Origin of the sequence: Actinocorallia populi, assembly GCF_002995495.1 — a bacterium.
Taxonomy (GTDB): domain Bacteria; phylum Actinomycetota; class Actinomycetes; order Streptosporangiales; family Streptosporangiaceae; genus Actinocorallia; species Actinocorallia populi.
Genome location: NZ_PVZV01000005.1, coordinates 502,127 through 518,275 on the forward strand (window position 1 = coordinate 502,127; position 16,149 = coordinate 518,275).

The 16,149-nt window shown below is 70.2% G+C and carries 15 protein-coding genes; 5 read left to right on the top strand and 10 right to left on the bottom strand.

Features of this window, described 5'->3' with window-relative positions:
• Positions 1-57: 57 nt before the first annotated feature.
• From C2865_RS22410 to C2865_RS22425, 4 genes are read right to left on the bottom strand one after another with little or no spacing between them, the layout of a single operon-like run.
• A complete protein-coding gene (locus C2865_RS22410; protein ID WP_106400503.1) occupies positions 58-1,371 on the bottom strand; it encodes a glycosyl hydrolase 53 family protein in 1,314 nt (437 codons plus the stop codon).
• A gap of 34 nt (positions 1,372-1,405) precedes the next feature.
• Complete coding sequence (locus tag C2865_RS22415) at positions 1,406-2,665, bottom strand: ABC transporter substrate-binding protein (protein WP_106400504.1); 1,260 nt, start codon at positions 2,663-2,665, stop codon at positions 1,406-1,408.
• 40 nt (positions 2,666-2,705) lie between these two features.
• Entirely contained in the window at positions 2,706-3,527 is an 822-nt protein-coding gene (locus C2865_RS22420; RefSeq protein ID WP_106400505.1) for a carbohydrate ABC transporter permease, read from the bottom strand.
• Complete coding sequence (locus tag C2865_RS22425; protein WP_106400506.1) at positions 3,524-4,489, bottom strand: carbohydrate ABC transporter permease; 966 nt, start codon at positions 4,487-4,489, stop codon at positions 3,524-3,526. The genes C2865_RS22420 and C2865_RS22425 overlap by 4 nt, the downstream gene beginning before the upstream one ends.
• 179 nt (positions 4,490-4,668) lie before the next feature.
• Here C2865_RS22425 and C2865_RS22430 point away from each other — a divergent pair, with 179 nt between their 5' ends.
• Together C2865_RS22430 and C2865_RS22435 are read left to right on the top strand one after the other, a co-directional pair.
• Positions 4,669-5,571: an AraC family transcriptional regulator gene (locus tag C2865_RS22430; RefSeq protein WP_106400507.1), complete on the top strand. Its 903-nt coding sequence runs from the start codon at positions 4,669-4,671 to the stop codon at positions 5,569-5,571.
• A gap of 439 nt (positions 5,572-6,010) precedes the next feature.
• Positions 6,011-6,781: an SDR family NAD(P)-dependent oxidoreductase gene (locus C2865_RS22435; RefSeq protein WP_106400508.1), complete on the top strand. Its 771-nt coding sequence runs from the start codon at positions 6,011-6,013 to the stop codon at positions 6,779-6,781.
• Positions 6,782-6,812: 31 nt separating this feature from the next.
• Here C2865_RS22435 and C2865_RS41500 read toward each other — a convergent pair whose 3' ends face one another.
• A complete protein-coding gene (locus C2865_RS41500; protein ID WP_106400697.1) occupies positions 6,813-7,415 on the bottom strand; it encodes a TetR/AcrR family transcriptional regulator in 603 nt (200 codons plus the stop codon).
• 102 nt (positions 7,416-7,517) lie between these two features.
• Here C2865_RS41500 and C2865_RS22445 point away from each other — a divergent pair, with 102 nt between their 5' ends.
• From C2865_RS22445 to C2865_RS22455, 3 genes are read left to right on the top strand one after another with little or no spacing between them, the layout of a single operon-like run.
• Positions 7,518-8,345 (top strand): SDR family oxidoreductase, encoded by an 828-nt coding sequence (locus C2865_RS22445; protein ID WP_106400509.1) that lies wholly within the window; start codon positions 7,518-7,520, stop codon positions 8,343-8,345.
• A gap of 15 nt (positions 8,346-8,360) precedes the next feature.
• Positions 8,361-9,524: an NADH:flavin oxidoreductase gene (locus tag C2865_RS22450; protein ID WP_106400510.1), complete on the top strand. Its 1,164-nt coding sequence runs from the start codon at positions 8,361-8,363 to the stop codon at positions 9,522-9,524.
• Between the two features lie 32 nt (positions 9,525-9,556).
• Positions 9,557-10,315, top strand: a complete 759-nt coding sequence (locus tag C2865_RS22455) for an SDR family oxidoreductase (RefSeq protein WP_106400511.1) — start codon at positions 9,557-9,559, stop codon at positions 10,313-10,315.
• A gap of 83 nt (positions 10,316-10,398) precedes the next feature.
• Here the strand turns inward: C2865_RS22455 and C2865_RS22460 are convergent, their stop codons facing one another.
• Genes C2865_RS22460 through C2865_RS22480 form a run of 5 tightly spaced genes read right to left on the bottom strand, consistent with a single transcriptional unit; the run spans position 10,399 to position 15,902 of the window.
• Positions 10,399-10,782 carry a hypothetical protein gene (locus C2865_RS22460; protein ID WP_106400512.1) on the bottom strand — a complete coding sequence of 128 codons (384 nt, stop codon included), beginning with the start codon at positions 10,780-10,782 and terminating at the stop codon, positions 10,399-10,401.
• 1 nt (position 10,783) lies between these two features.
• On the bottom strand, positions 10,784-11,497 hold the full coding sequence (locus tag C2865_RS22465) for an ABC transporter ATP-binding protein (RefSeq protein WP_106400513.1): 714 nt from the start codon (positions 11,495-11,497) through the stop codon (positions 10,784-10,786).
• Positions 11,494-12,225 (bottom strand): ABC transporter ATP-binding protein, encoded by a 732-nt coding sequence (locus C2865_RS22470; RefSeq protein ID WP_106400514.1) that lies wholly within the window; start codon positions 12,223-12,225, stop codon positions 11,494-11,496. The genes C2865_RS22465 and C2865_RS22470 overlap by 4 nt, the downstream gene beginning before the upstream one ends.
• The gene (locus C2865_RS22475) at positions 12,212-14,461 is read right to left on the bottom strand and encodes a branched-chain amino acid ABC transporter permease (RefSeq protein WP_232835757.1); all 2,250 of its coding nucleotides are present in this window, start codon (positions 14,459-14,461) and stop codon (positions 12,212-12,214) included. The genes C2865_RS22470 and C2865_RS22475 overlap by 14 nt, the downstream gene beginning before the upstream one ends.
• A gap of 58 nt (positions 14,462-14,519) precedes the next feature.
• Positions 14,520-15,902, bottom strand: coding sequence for an ABC transporter substrate-binding protein (locus C2865_RS22480; RefSeq protein ID WP_106400516.1), 1,383 nt, complete (start codon positions 15,900-15,902; stop codon positions 14,520-14,522).
• Positions 15,903-16,149 lie beyond the last annotated feature (247 nt).

A 16,149-nucleotide genomic window follows, 5' to 3' on the forward strand; every position in this document is an offset into this window, starting at 1 on the left:
GGCCGCGGGGCCGGGATCCTCCGATCCCGGCCCCGCGGCCGTCCCTCCACAGGGATCTCAGGCGCCCTCCGCCAGGCGCAGTCCTTCGGAGATCGCGTCGAGCACCGGCTCGGCGGCGGCCGTGGAGCCGGAGACGGTGAAGTGGCTCATCGGCTGCCAGCCGCTGACGCAGAAGTCCGGAGCCCAGGGACGCACGCCCGACAGGGGGCCGCGGCCGGCGCCCCAGGCGACGAGGTCGCGGACGAGGGCGTGCTCGCCCTCCGGGGAGATCGGGTATCCGGGCAGAGGGCTGTTCCACGCGTACGGCGGCGGCATGGTGGCCGAGGGGTAGCCGAGCTCCGCCACGAACACGCGTTTGCCGAACGTGGAGTACAGAGCGTTGGCGGCGTCCTTGAACGTCGCCAGCCGGTCACCATAGTCGTTGCTCGTCGGGTAGAAGGACGTGCCCAGCTCGCTCACGTGGTAGCCCGCCTTCTTCATGGCGGCCCAGAAGGCGACGGGCAGCGCGGTCGACGCGGCACCGATCGTGCTGGTGTGGCTGCTGAACCGGGCGGTCGGGGAGACCGAGCGGATCCCGGCTGCGGTGGCCGCGAGCATCCGGCCCATGTGCGGCCACAGGTGGGCCTCCAGCCAGGCGATGCGATCCGGCTCCGGCATCATGATCAGCGTCGTGAAGTCCATCTGCCCGATCGCCGGGTCGATCGCGTCCGGCGGGCTGTAGCTCCACCGGTCGGTCTGGGTGACCAGGCCGCGGATGGCGACCCCGGCCAAGCCCAGTTCGATCTCGTTGCCCAGGTTCCACACGCCGACCCTGACCCCGGTGGCCAGGATCTGCCGGGCGACGGCCGCACCGTACCGGTAGAGGATCGGCGTCATCTGGTCGACGGTCAGCGACGTCCAGGGGCCGGGCGGGTTGATGCCGGGGTAATCGGAGAAGTCCGGCTCCGGCTGGTAGGAGATGTCACCGTACACGGCGAACAGGCCGATCTCCGGGTTGAAGGGCTGTCCGAGTGAGCGGGCGAGCCGGGCCCGCTGCAGGCCGCGCACGAGGCCGTGCTGCGCCTCTCCGGACGGCGCGTCGCGGAGGGTCGCGATGCGGGCGTAGACCTCGGTGGCGCCGTGGGCCTTGAACAGGCGCTGGACCTGCTCGACGGTCCGCGCGGTGCGGGTGCCGTCGGTGAGCGCCACGCTGCCGAGCACCAGCTCGGTGAACGGGCTGACCGACAGGGCGGAGCGGAATACGCGTCCGCCGGGACCGGCGGCCCCGGCGGGCGAGGCCGGAAGGCCGAGAGCCAGGCCGGTGGCAGCGGAGGTCGCCAGGAACGTTCTTCTGCCGATGCGCGGGCCGGAAGTCCGGGGGGTGGGTTTCATGCTGGTTCCTTCCTCATGGTGTGGGGTGGTGCCGTCAGTCGTTCTTGTAGGCCTCGTCCATCTCGGCGAGGACGTCCCTCGGCTCGGACTCACCCGAGAAGAGGTCCTGGACGCCGGACAGGTGGGCCTGCTGGACCTTGGGGTTGGGCCAGAGCTGGTCCATGAAGGGCACGGTCCGGCCGGCCTTCTGGTGCTCGAGCAGGGCCTTGAACGCCGGGTCCGGGGCGAAGGCGTCGTTGGGGATGGCGGGTGCGGAGTTGCTCTTCGCCGCATAGTCGTTGGTGTTCTGCGGCTGGGCGAGGAAGTCGAGGAACTTCCCGGCGGCCTCGGCGTTCGCGGCCTTGGCGTTGGCGGCGTAGGAGGCGCCGACCGCGCCCGGCATCCTGGTCTCCTGCGCGTCGTCGGTCGCCGGCAGCGGGAACATGCCGAACTCGGTGCCCTCGGGAGCGGCGTCCTTGATCTGCCCGGCCGTGGCCAGGACCTGGACGGCGGCCACCGCCTCGCCTTGGCCCACCTGCTTGAGCGCCGTTTCGACGGGAGTGCCGAGCGGGTCCTTGGAGAAGCAGCCGCGCTCGTTCATCTCCAGGTACTGCTCCATGGCCTTGTGCCAGCCGGAGCCGGCGAAGGTCGCCCTGCCCGCGGCGAGGTCGGCGTCGAAGGTGGAGCCCTCGCCGTGGACGAGCGTGGCGACCAGGGCGTAGTCGATGAGCTGGGTCACCCAGGGGGTCTGGTTGCCCAGCGCGAAGGCGTACCCGCCCTCGGCCTTGGCCTTGTCGCACAGGTCGAGCACCTGCGACCACGTGGTGGGCTCCGACACCCCCACTTCCTGGAGCGCCTTCTTGTTGTAGACCGCGCCGATGCCGGTGAAGGTGACGGGCAGGACGTACTGCTTGCCGTCGACCTGCGTGACCGTCTTGACGCTGTCGGGGATGTTCGCCGTCCAGGACCGGGATGACAGGTCGGCCAGGTATCCGGCCGGTGCCAGCACCTGGATCGAGCCGGCGTTGCCGTTGCCGGGGAAGGCGTAGAAGACGTCGGGGCCGGTGCCCGCGGAGAGCTGGGTGCGCAGAGTGCTCAGGTAGGGGTCGGTGTCGGCGTAGGTCGTCTGGACGTCGATGCCGGGGTTGGCCTTCTCGAACGCCGCGACTGCCGCGTCCAGCGAGATCTTCTCGCTGGAGTTCGAGGCGACGCGCAGGACGGAGCCGTCACCGGACATGCCGCTCGTGTTGCTGCAGGCCGTCAGGGCCATGCCTGTCATGACCGCGCAGAGCGCGCCGAGGAGGGGTCGGTTCATATCGGTTCTCTTTCTCGGAGTTCACGGGAGGGGGCGCCCGTCAGCCCTTGAGCCCACCCGCGAAGCCGCGGATGATCCGCTTCTGCATCAGGAAGTAGGCGACGAGGATCGGGATGATGCTGATCACCAGGCCGGCGAAGACCAGGTGCCAGTTCGCGACGTACTGGCCCACGAACTGGAAGACCGCGACGGGGACCGTCTGCTGCGAACTGCCCGACAGGTACAGCAGCGGGGTGAGGAAGTCGTTCCAGATGAAGATCGCGTTGAGGACGGCGACCGTCCCGGTGACGGGACGCAGCAGCGGCAGCACGACGGAGAAGAAGGCGCGGACCGGGCCGCAACCGTCCACGGCGGCGGCGTCCTCGTACTCGGCCGGGACCGCCCGGAGGAATCCCGTGTACAGGAAGACGCTGAAAGGGATCTGAAGGCCGCAGTAGAAGAGCACGAGCGACCACACGGAGCCGAGTAGGCCGAGGTCCCGCATGCTCTGGTAGAGGGGGATCATCCCCAGTTGCGCCGGCAGTAGCAGGCCGATGGCGAACAGGAGGAAGGCCCAGCGGGGCCAGCGGCCGGTCGCCCGGGCCAGCGGGTAGGCGGCCATCGCCGAGGCGATGATGATCACCACCACGCTGAGCACGGTGACGGCCATGCTGTTGACCAGGGCCGAGGCCAGTCCGGCGGCGCGCCACGCCTCCGCGTAGTTCGCCAGGGTGGGGGAGAGGGTCGGCGCCACAGGGGAGGAGGCGTCGTCGGCGCCGCGCACCGAGAGGTTCACCAGGATGTAGATCGGGAAGGCGAAGACGAGCCCTGCCAGGATCATGACGGCCTCCAGCAGGGCCGTCCGGGCCGTGTAGCGCTTCATGACATGCCCTTCTGCCGCTGGAGCCCGCGGTACTGCCCGGCGGAGACGGCGGCGACGACGATGGCCAGGAGCACGGCGAGCGCGGTGCTGTAGGCGTACTCATCGAACTGGAAGGCGTTCTTGTAGATCAGGGTGGAGAGGGTCTCGGTCGCGTGGCCGGGGCCGCCGCCCGTGGTGACGTAGACCTGGTCGAAGAGCTTGAAGCCGCCGATCATGGACAGCATCAGGTTGATCGTGGTCGCGGGAGCGAGGAGGGGGCGGGTGATGTGCCAGAAGCGCTGGAAGGAGCCGGCGCCGTCCACTCCCGCCGCCTCGTGCAGTTCGCGGGGCACGCTCTGGAGCCCGGCCAGGAAGATGACCATGGAGTATCCGGAGAACTGCCAGATGACGACGGCGGCGACCGACCAGAGCGCGAGGTCCGGGTCCCCCAGCCAGTTCTGCGTCAGCGAGCCGAGGCCCAGCGTCTCCAGGGCGGTGTTGAACGCCCCCTCCGGGGCGTACATGTAGCGCCACAGGTAGGCCGTCACGACCGGGGTCATCACCGCCGGAGCGAAGAACAGGACGCGCAGGAGGTTGCGGCTCCTGATCCGGGAGTCCACGCCCAGCGCGAGCAGCAGGCCGATGGCGTTCTGCGCCACCGTGATGACCACGGTGATCAGCAGCGTCTGCCACAGGGCGTCTCGTGCGGCCGGGTCGTCGAGGACCTTCCTGAAGTTCTCCAGCCCGGTGAACGAGACCTGCGATCCCAGCCCGGTCCAGTCGGTGAAGGCGTAGCCGGCCCCTCGGAGCGAGGGCGCCAGGACCACGTAGAGGTAGAGCGCCAGAGCCGGGAGAAGGAACCACCACGAGACCGAACGGAGGGGGCCGTACCTCGTGGTCCGTCTTCTTCGCGGGAAGGGCCGCTCCGGCCCGGGGCGGACCGGCGGCCGCGTTACGGCCGCGGCCTCGGGAGCGTGTGCCATCGTCAAGATCTCATCCAGAATTGAGTATTGCGATAAATCCTTGGGAGGGCTGATCGAGCACCGCTCCACATGGTGTAGTGAGAGATGATCCGCCCAGCGGGCGTCCATCCGGTAGGCCAAAATTAACCGTCGTTAGCATGGAATTAACAAGATGTGCCCTGCCGGGGTAGTGTTCCCGTATGAATGCCGCGCCGATTTCGGACTCGAGCGGGCTGGTCTATTTCACCGATGGTTCGCTCGTCTACGCCGGACGGCACGTCCATGAGGACTCCTATCCGGCGCACACGCACAGCTTCGTGGAGATCGCCGTGGTCGCCGAGGGCGGAGGAACGCACCTTTCGCAGGCCGGCCGCCGGGATCTGACCGCCGGTGACGTGGTCCTGCTGCGGCCGGGCGTCTGGCACGAGTACGAGGAGTGTGCGGGCCTGGTCCTCCACAACTGCTGCTTCGGTCCCGGCCTGCTGGGGCGAGAGCTGGCCTGGGCTCGGGAGGACCCGCTGCTGGGGCACCTGCTGTGGACCGGGCCCTATGCGCTGGACAGGCGGGGCATGCTGACGACCCGTCTCGAGGGAGCCGCTCTGCAGGAAGGACTCTCGCATCTGGAAGCGCTCGCGGAGCTGCAGGCCAAGCCCGTTCACCTGCACCGGGGCGACGCCGTCGGCCGGCTCGCGCTGCTCTTCGGCTGCCTGGCCAGGGCGGTGGCCGGGCCGGGAGCCGACGCGCTTGCACCCGCCTCGCCGCCCCACCCCGCCGTCGCCGAGGCGATGCGGCTCATGGAGGGAAGGCTGGCCCACCGCTGGACCCTGGCGGAGCTGGCCGGAGAGCTTCATCTGGTGCCGGGTTCGCTGGTGCGGTTGTTCAAGTCGGCGGTCGGAGTGCCTCCGATGACCTACCTCGCCCGGCAGCGGGCCGAGGCGGCCGCCGCTCTGCTCGTCCGGAGCGACCAGCCGATCGTGCAGATCGGCCAGGCCGTCGGATGGCCTGACCCGAACCATTTCGCCCGCCGGTTCAAGGCCCATTTCGGGCTCAGTGCGAGTGTGTACCGCAGACGCTTCTCAGGGGCGCCGCACATTTCACGGTAGTGGCCGAAGGGCGTGCCGGGTGAAAGCGTCTCCGCTTGCGGAGGCGATACGGCGCGATAGCGGTGTTTTTCTTCGGTCCGAGGCCGGAAACGGTGAAGGGGAGAAGGGTCCGCCGTCTATCGGCATGGATCGCGGACGGGCGCGGTCCGTGACCCTTTCTTCCTCGAGTGAATTCGTCCGGGGGCGGAGGGCGTCCGGCCTGCCCGCTCTCTCGTGAGAGTAGAGACGATCCTGGGCGCAGTCAAGGCTAAAACCGAGGCTGACTTGGTTTTAGACTGGTCACGCCGCGGGGCCGGTGGGCCGCGGATCGACGTTCCGGCGGCCATCGTCCGTCGACGAGCGCGGATCCGCATCTCGACGATCCGGGACGGCCCGGCGGAGCGGATTCCGCCGAGTGCTCCCCGCGGAAGTTCCGTTGTGGACCCATCAGGAGGACTTGATGAAGCGTTATGCCGACCGGCGCGTGCTGGTGACGGGTGCGGCCTCGGGTATCGGCCGCGCGATCGTGCTGCGGCTGCTGGCCGAGGGCGGCCGGGTGGTGGCGGTGGACGTCGCCAAGGAGGGTCTGGAGGAGACCGCGCGGCTGGCGACGGAGGCCGGGAACGGCGGACGTCTGGTCACCGACGTGATCGACATCTCCGACGAGACCGCGGTGAACGAGGGCGTCGCCACCGCCATCACCGGCCTGGGCGGCCTGGACGTGCTGGTCAACGCCGCCGGGATGTTGCGCGGCGCGCACACCCACGAGTGCGAGCTGGACCTGTGGAACCGGGTCATCGGGATCAACCTGACCGGCACGTTCCTGATGACCAGGGCGGCGCTGCCCGCGCTGCTGGAGTCCGGCCGCGGCGTGGTGGTGAACTTCAGCTCCACCTCCGCGCAGTTCGGCCACCCGTACATGGCGGCCTACTCCGCCAGCAAGGGGGGCATCCTGTCGTTCACCCACTCCATCGCCCAGGAGTACGCCAAGCAGGGCCTGCGGGCGGTGAACATCATGCCCGGCGGGGTGAGCAGCGGCATCACGAACAACATCGCCTCGCTGGTGCCCGAGGACGTCGACTGGAACCTCTTCCTCAAGCTCAACGCGGTGATCGGCCAGGGCTTCGGCCGGCCTGAGGACATCGCGGGCGTGGTGGCGATGGTGGGCTCGGACGACGGTGCCTTCATCACCGGCACCGAGATCCGCGTCGACGGCGGCGCCCACCAGTGAACGGCGCCCGTCCGCTGAAGGCCGGGGGCCTTCAGCGGACGGGGGCGGTCAACCCGGCGGTGAGGAAGGCGGTGACGGTCTCGGAGCGGACGGCGGGCTGGGAGGAGGAGGGGGCTGAGGCGTAGCCGTAGATCTCTAGGAGGAGGGTGAACGTCAGCCGCCAGCGTTCGGAGATATCGCGGACCGACAGCTCGGGCATCGCCCGGCCGAGCATGACCTCGAACGGCGCCGAACTGAACCAGGGGGAGGAGATCGGCATCCGCCACCGGGGCAGGGCGGTGCAGGCCAGCAGATGGCAGAGCATCCGGCCCTTCTCGGTGCGGATCAGCTCCTCGAACGGCTGGACGATCGCCGCCACCAGGTCGGCGACCGAGAACGGCTCGCCCTCCTCGGGGTGCTCCGACCGGTGGACCACCGGTGCCAGGCGGTCGGCCCAGACCGGGACGAGTTCGCGTTCCAGCAGTGCGGCGATCAGCCCCTCCTTCGACCCGAAGTGGTAGTGGACCGCTCCCGGGTTCAGCCCGGCCTCGGCGTTGATGGCGCGCACGGAGACCTGCTCGGGGTCCTTGCCCAGGAAGAGCCGCTCGGCGGCGGCCAGCAGGCGGTCGCGGGTCGAAGAAATCTCATCGGACATCTGGTCATTGCACCACACCTTGCGCAATCATCGGTCAATCATTGATTGAATGATGATTGGCCCCTGGAGGGTCCAGGAGCCGGAGCGAGAGCGAGGTGGGAGATGGCGATCTTCGCCGTCACCGGATCGGCTTCGGGCATGGGCGCCGCGACCGCGGCCCTGCTCACCGCAGAAGGGCACACCGTGATCGGTGTGGACCTGCGCGACGCGCAGGTGATCGCCGACCTGAGCACGCCGGAGGGCCGCGCCGCGGCGGCCGAGCAGATCCTCGCGATCAGCGGCGGCACCCTCGACGGCGTCGCGGCGGTGGCGGGCGTCGGGCCGGACATGCCGAGTGCCGCCGGAGTCATGTCGATCAACTACTTCGGCACCGTGGCCCTGCTGGAGGCGCTGCGCCCCGCGCTGGCCGCCTCGGGCGCCGGACGCGCCGTCGTGATCGGCTCCAATTCGGCCTCCACCGTCCCGCTGGTGGACGACGAGCTGGTGGAGCTCGCCCTCGCCGGGGACGAGGCGGCCGCCCGCGAGCACGCCGACGCCGCCCAGGCCGCGATGCCCGCCGAGATCACCGCGATCGTGCCGTCGATCGGCGCCTACGCCTCCTCCAAACTCGCGATCGCCCGCTGGGTCCGCCGCACCGCCGTCACCCCCGAGTGGGCGCGCCAGGGCGTGACGCTCAACGTGATCGCGCCCGGCGCGGTCCTCACCCCCCTCATGCTCGGCTCCACCGGCAAGGAGGAGGACCTGAACGCCGACGAGTTCCCCACCCCGATGCCGCTGGGGATCTTCGGACGCCCCGAGGACATCGCCTTCTGGGTGCACCAGTTCCTCAAGCCCGAGGCCCGCTACACCACCGGAGCCGTCCTGTACGTCGACGGCGGCACCGACGCGGCCATGCGGACCGACGCCCAGCCCACCCCGATGACCTTCTGAACCCCTGGAGGACGCATGCCCACCCCCGATGTCTTCGCCCCGGCCCAGCTGGGCCCGGTCACCCTGCGCAACCGCGTCATCAAGGCCGCGACCTTCGAGCACATGGCTCCGGGCGCGCTGGTCAGCGACGACCTGATCGAGTTTCACCGCGCCCACGCCGCCGGCGGCGTGGGCATGACCACGGTGGCGTACTGCGCGGTGGCGCCCGAAGGCCGCACCGAGTACGACCAGATCCTCATGCGGCCCGAGGCCCTGCCGGGGCTGCGCCGCCTGACCGAGGCCGTGCACGCCGAGGGCGCCGCGGTCTCCGCGCAGATCGGCCACGCCGGGCCGGTCGCCAACGGCAAGTCCAACCGCGTGCCCGCGCTGGCGCCCACCGCCACGTTCAGCCCGCTGTCCATGCAGAAGATCCACCGGGCCACCGCCGCCGACATCGAGCGCATCACCAAGGCGCACGCCGACGCCGCGCTCCTGGCGATAGAGGCGGGCTTCGACGCGGTCGAGATCCACCTGGGCCACAACTACTTCGCCAGCTCGTTCCTCAGCCCGAAGGTCAACAAGCGCAAGGACGAATACGGCGGCTCCCTGGCCAACCGCGCCAAGGTCGCCCTCGGCGCGGCCCGCGCCGTGCGCGAGGCCGTCGGCGACCGCATCGCGATCCTGGCCAAGCTCGGCATGGACGACGGCGTGCCCGGCGGTTTCTGGCTGGACGAGAGCCTCCAGGTCGCCCAGTGGTTGGAGCGCGACGGAAGCGTGGACGCCCTGGAGCTCACCGCGGGCAGCTCCCTGCTCAACCCGATGTACCTGTTCCGCGGCGAGGCCCCCATCCGGGAGTTCGCCGAGACCTTCCCCCAGCCGATGAAACTGGGCGTGCAGCTGGTCGGCAAGAAGTTCATCCGCGAGTACCCCTACCAGGAGGCGTTCCTCCTGGAGAGCGCCCGCCAGTTCCGCGCCGCGCTGAAGCTGCCGCTGGTCCTGCTGGGCGGTATCAGCCAGCGCGCCACCATGGACAAGGCGATGGCCGAGGGCTTCGAGTTCGTGGCGATGGCCCGCGCCCTGCTGCGCGAGCCCGACCTGCTCAACCGCATGCAGAAGGAGCCGGCCACCCCGTCCCTGTGCATCCACTGCAACAAGTGCATGCCGACGATCTTCACCAAGACCCACTGCGTCCTGGCCTGAGCCGGGAACCCCCCCGAGGAGGAGCAACGAGTATGAGCGGACGACTCGCGGGCCGGGTGGCCCTGATCAGCGGAGCGGCCTCAGGCATGGGGGCGGCTCACGCGCGCGCCTTCGTCGCCGAGGGCGCCCAGGTCGTACTGGGCGACATCGCCGACGAACCCGGCCTCAAGCTGGCGGCGGAGCTGGGCGACGCGGCGGCCTACGTCCACCTGGACGTCACCGTCGCCGAAGAGTGGGACGCCGCCGTGAAGACGGCCGTGGAGCGCTTCGGCAGGCTGAACGTGCTGGTGAACAACGCCGGCATCCTCGACGGCGGCGCGCTGGGCGCCTACACCGAGCAGCAGTGGCGGCGCATCCTGGACATCAACCTGACGGGCGCGTTCCTCGGCCTGACCGCGGCCCGCGACGCCCTGGCGGCCGCCCGCCCGTCCTCGGTGATCAACGTCTCCTCCGCGGCGGGCATGGAGGGAGTGGCCGGGATGCACGGCTACACCGCCTCCAAGTGGGGCCTGCGCGGCCTCACCAAGTCCGCGGCCCTGGAGCTGGCCGAGCACGGCGTGCGGGTGAACTCCCTGCACCCGGGCGCCGTCATGACCCCGATGATCGCCGGAGAGGCCGCCGAGCACGGGGTGACCGAGATCGACCGGAACCAGAACTCGCTGAAGCGCCTGGCCGCGCCGGAGGAGATCTCCGCCCTGATGGTCTTCCTCGCCGGCGAGGAGTCCAGCTTCTGCACGGGCTCGGAGTTCATCGCCGACGGCGGCCTCACCGCGGGGTCGATCCACATGTAGCGTCCGCCATGGGCCGAAGCCACCGCCGGGTCCGGGACCCGGCGGTGGCTTCGCCGTTGTGGAGGGGACGAGGGGCCACGGGCTCACGACGTGACGTCGGCGGTCTCGTCGGCCTTGGCGAGGGGGAGCAGCGCGGCGGCGAGCTGGTCGGTGCGCTCCTTGCTGTCGACGAGCTGGCGGAGCAGCCACAGGCGGAGGACCTGGGCGATGGCCGCGGCCAGGTAGAAGCCGACGCCGACGATCGCGACGACGCCGAAGGCGATCGCGAGGACCTGGCTCGACGCGATGTCGCGCAGATCGCTCTGCGAGAGCGAGGCGCTGTAGGCGACGAATGCGCCGACGACGCCGGCGATCATCATCAGGGCGCCGATGACGCGGATCGGACGGTCGGTCTTGGCCGAACCGGTCTTGAGCCCGTGTGCCGCGACGGACTCGTGGAACTCGGTGCGGCGGGTGTCGTTGGGCATGTCAGCCTCCCAGGTAGGTCGTGGAGAGTTCTTCTTCGATTTCGGCCGGGGGGCCGGTGCGGACGGCGTGCCCGTTCACCATCAGGACGGCCTGGTCCGCCAGCGGCAGGACGATGCGGGCGAACTGCTCGGCGAGGAGGATCGAGACGCCCTCGGCGGCCAGGCCCGCGACGACCTCGTACATCTCGGAGACCACCATGGGGGCGAGCCCCATCGAGAGCTCGTCCAGCAGGAGCACGGCCGGATTCGTCCCCAGCGCTCGGGAGAGGGCCAGCATCTGCTGCTCGCCGCCCGACAGCGAACCGGCGAGCTGGCTCCGCCGCTCCTTCAGGCGGGGGAACCGCGCGTACGCCACCTCTTCCATGTCGTCGAGGGAGGCGCGCTCCCCGGCGGAGACCCACAGGTTCTCCCGGACCGTCAGGTTGGCGAACACCCCCCGGCCCTCCGGGATCGAGCACACGCCGAGACCGGCGGCCTCCACGGCCGTGATGCCGGTGACGTCGCGCCCCGAGAAGCGCAGATGCCCCGCGGTGGGGCGCAGCAGCCCGCTGACGATCTTCATCGTCGTCGTCTTCCCGGCGCCGTTCGGCCCGAGGAGGGCGACCACCGACCCGGCGGGCACGGTGAGGTCGATGCCGTGGAGGACCTCGATGTCGCCGTACGCCGCGTGGACGCCGCGCAGTTCGACGACCGGCGGTACTTCGGGAATCGTCATGCGACGGCCTCCGTTCCGATGTAGGCGGCGATGACCTCGGGGGAGCGCTGCACCTCGGCGGCGGTTCCGGAGGCGATGAGCGTCCCGTGGTCGAGGACGTGGATCGTGGAGCAGAGCGACATCACGAGCGGGAGGTCGTGCTCGACCAGGCAGACGGCGATGCCGTCGGCGGCGAGCTCGCGCAGCAGGTCGGCGAACCGTTCGCTCTCCTGCTCGGTCTGCCCTGATGCGGGCTCGTCGAGCAGCAGGAGCTTCGGCCGCGTCATCAGCGCGCGGGCCACCTCGACGACCCGCGCGCGGCCCGTCGGGATCTCGGCGACGTTCTCGCCGGCGATGTCCGCGAGACCGGCGAGTTCGAGGACCCGGTCGGTCTCGGCCTCGACGTCGATCCGGTGCCGCGTGTTCGCGCGCACGATGTCCCCGGCGACCCGGATGTTGTCCCGCACGCTCAGCGACAGGAACAGCTCCAGCCGCTGGAACGTGCGGGCCATGCCCAGCCGCGCACGGCCGCCGGGCCCGAGGCCGGTGATGTCCCTGCCGTCGAAGACGACACGTCCGGACGCCACCGTCTGCATGCCCGTGACGCAGTTGAACATGGTCGTCTTGCCCGCGCCGTTGGGGCCGATGAGCCCCGTCACCCGGCCGGGCTCGATGGTGAGGCTGACGTCCCGCAGTGCGACGTTCCCACCGAACCGGACGCTCACGCCCTGGGTCTCAAGCACCGGCATGGGACACTCCTCTCCTGTCTCGCAGGGCGTTGACACCGAGCTGCTCGTCCAGCCTGTCCGCGAGGCCGGGCGGGTAGTCGGAGTCGATCCCGATCAGCTCGGGAGGCACGGGCCGCGCGGAGCCGCCCGAGACCTTCTCCGGCCGCAGCGCCGCCCCGATCGACGGCAGGCTCAGCCAGAGCACCAGGCTGAGGAGGACGAACGTCCCGGTCCCCAGGACGTCGAACCAGGCCAGCGCGTAGAGCACGCACTGGACAGCGAGGGCGCCGTACCGGATCTCGGGCGCCTTCGCCAGCCGCCGCTGGGCCGCGAAGACGTCGTGGAGGATGCCGCTGGGGTTCTGGGCGATCCCGATCCCGGCGAGCCCGGCACCCACCAGGATGATGTGGGAGACGAGCCCGAGGGATTCTTCGAACTGCGGGTGCTCGGTCGCGGTGTCGCTCAGCAGCGTCACGATCGCCGTCAGCCCCGCGCCGGCGATCAGCCCGCCGAACAGGGCGCCGCTGACGTACCCGATGCCGCCGATGACGGCGAGCATCACCAGCGACAGGCTCATCGTGAAGACGAAGTGCTCCTTGGTGACGGACCTGAGGCCCATCGACATCAGGATGCCGCCGAGCCCGGCGATCGCGGTCGAGAGCGCGAAGACGGTCAGCTTGAGCCGGAGCAGCCGCTGGCCGAGCATCGCCGAGGCCGCGGGGCTGTCCTTCATCGCGGCGAGGCGGCGGCCGTAGCCGCTGTTGCGCAGCGCCACGAGCCCGACGCCGAGTACCGCGAACAGCACTGCGGTGACCATCAGGAAGACGTCGTCGTCCGCGAGGTCGACGGGCCCGATCGCCAGCCGCGGGAACAGCAGGTTGCCGTTCGGGAAGATCGCGAAAGTCTTCCCGAAGAGGGTGTGCTCCTGGATGTCGCGCAGGATCATCGACGAGACGAACACGCCGAAGGCCAGCGTCGCGAGCGCCAGGTAGAGTCCGCGCAGCCGCAGCGCCGGGACCGCGACGATCGCCCCGGTCACCGCCGCCGCGACGACCCCGGCGACCAGGCCGCCGACGCTCATCCTGGCGTCCAGGCCCTCTCCCTGGATCCCCGCGTGGAAGGCCACGAGGGTGGCGATGGCCGAGAAGGCCAGCGGTGCGAGGTTCAGCTCTCCCGCGTACCCGGTGAGCAGGGTCTGCGAGAGCGCGATGACGGCGAAGGCGATGCCGAGCTGCAGCACGCCCACCGACGACGGGTCGATGATCTGGCGGAAGGCCAGGACGGCGAGGACGAACACGCCGCCCCACACGACCGCGCGGCGGACGGTCGGCACCTCGTAGCGCTCCCGGGAGCGGGTCGCGGTGCCCCGCAGCCGCTCATGCCTGAGCAGGATCAGGATCGCGAACAGGACGATCATGGCGAGCGACTGGCGCAGGTTGCCGACCCAGGTCCACTCGGACGGCGCGTAGGCGACGAGGTAGCTGTTCATGAGCCCGAGCACGATCGCCCCGAGGAAGGTGAGCGGGATGCTCTTGAGCCTTCCGAAGAGCGCGGCCGCGAACGCGTCGACGACCAGGAGGGTCAGCGCGTTCGCCTCGAGCGGCCCGCCGATGACCGGCGTGATCAGGACGCCCGCCAGGACAGCGAGGGTGGATCCGAGCATCCACGCACGGGCCGACACCCGGTCGGGGTCGTGCCCGGCCAGGCTGAGCAGGTCCGGGTCGTCGACGGTCGCCCGCATGAGCACCCCGAGCCGCGACCTGTTGAACAGCACGCGCAGCCCGACGGCCAGGGCCACCGCGATGACGAGGCAGAGCACCTCGTGGTAGCGCAGCACGACGCCGAGGACGGTGACCGTCCTGTCGACGCCGAAGAGCATCCCGGGGATGCGGGCCTCCTGCGGATCCCACAGCCACTGCGCCAGCGCGACGAGGCCGAGCATGATCGCGACCGTCACCACGATCCGCGTGATCTGCTCGGTGTCGCGCAGCCCGCGCATGATGAGGGCGTGCTGGATCCAGCCCATCGCGGGGCCGAGGACACCCAGGACGACGACGAGGGCGACCCCCGCGGGAAGGTCCCACGCCACGTCGAGCTGGTAGTAGGTGAACGCGCCGATCATCGCCTGCGCGCCGTGGGCGAAGTTGAAGATCCCCGAGGTGTTGTAGGTCAGGACCAGGCCGGAGGCGGCGATGGCGTAGACCGCGCCGAGCACCAGGCCCAGTGCGGTGTAGGTGAGGAAGGTGGTCACAGGCACATCCCGATCGTTCGCGGCCCCGGTCCGCAGGGGACCGGGGCCGACCGCCGGCAGCGGATCAGTTCTTGAGGAACGCCGTCGACAACCGGTCGTCGTTCAGCTTCACGCCCGAGAGCTTGGGGTCGAGCTCGACGACCTTGCTCTCGTCGCAGGCGAACTCGCCCTGTGTCTCGGGGGAGACCTGCTTCCAGGTGCCGCCGTTGAGCTGGACGACCAGCGCGCACTCGCTCGGCAGGTTGCCGCCCGGGTCGGTCGGGGCGTGGAGGCCGCCGCCCGTCCACTCGTGGACCTCCGACAGCGCCTTGGTCACGCAGTCGCGGGTGAGGCCGTCGCCGCAGCCCTTCGCCGCGGTCGCCCAGAGCAGGAACGCCGACGCCGCGGACATGCCCAGCGTCGCCGGCTTGCCGCCGTCGGCGCGCACGAGGTCGAGGTACTGCTTGACCGCGGGGACCTTCTCGGCGTTCTCGAAGGGCTGGAAGTACAGGGCGGTGATCAGCCCGTCGGCCGCACCGGACTTGCTGTTCCACTGCGAGGCGACCTCGCTGTACCACTGGGACTCGACGACCTTCGGGGGCTTGGCGCCGACCCGGCCGAGCGCCTCGAACAGGCCCATCTGGCTGGGGATGGGGCCGTTGCTCGTCCAGAGGGCGGAGGCGCCGCAGTCCTTGAACTTCTGGGCGAACGGCACGTAGTTCGCCTCGCCGTTCTGGCTCATGCTGATGCCGCAGTCCTTGACCTTGACGCCGAGCTGCCCGAGGACCGCGGCGACCTTCGCGCTCGCCGCCTGGACCGGCGGGGAGTCCGAGAGCACCATCGTCGGGCTCTCCTTGAACTCGGGGACGAGCTCGAGCGCCTGGGCGAGGCCCGAGGCGTTGTAGCGGTCGACCGGGAACGGAACCGGCTCGAACTTGTCAGGCCCCATGTTGGCGTTCGGCCCGACGGTGTAGGACGGCACAGTGGGCAGGTCGCAGCCGACCCGGATGGGCTCGGAGGCCTCGTCGTAGGCGAAGCCCTGCCCGACCAGCATGAAGTCGGACGCGCAGGCCTTCTGCACCACCGAGGCGGCGTTGGTCAGCGCCGCGTCGTAACGCGTTCCGGTGATCTTGCGGCCGAGGATGCCGCCCTGCTCGTTGCACCATTTGATCATCGCGTCGATCGCGTCGCCGTTCTCCTCGCCCAGGCCGGGAGCGGCGGTGAAGCCGCGGTCGTCGCCGTAACCGATCTTGATCTCGGTGTCGGTGACGCCCTGTCCGGTGGCGCCCTTGGCGGAACCGGGCCCGCACGGCGACGCCAGGTCGCCGAACGCCGAGGAGGAGGCGGAGGGGTTCGCGCCGTCCGTCCCGGTGACGGCGTCCCCCGATCTGCTGGAGCCGCATCCGGCGGCGGCCAGAGCGAGGGCGAGAACCGCTCCTCCGACCTTCGTGGTCCTGCTCAGTCTCATGACGACCCGCACTCCTTCGATCCGTGTGACCCGCGTTACGTGCAGGGAGAGACTGGGTGTGACCGCCGACACATGTATACGGGTCCTCCCGTTCATCGGGAGGGGCTTATATGCATGACATCGCCCAACCCGGTGCAGTGGTCGTTGTGGCCGAAAGGGCAGGCGGTCGGAGCCGCCTGTGCCGCGGTGCGTACGGCGGCATCGCGCACAAGGAGACGACCGTGACCTCGGCTGGGGACTGGCCGAC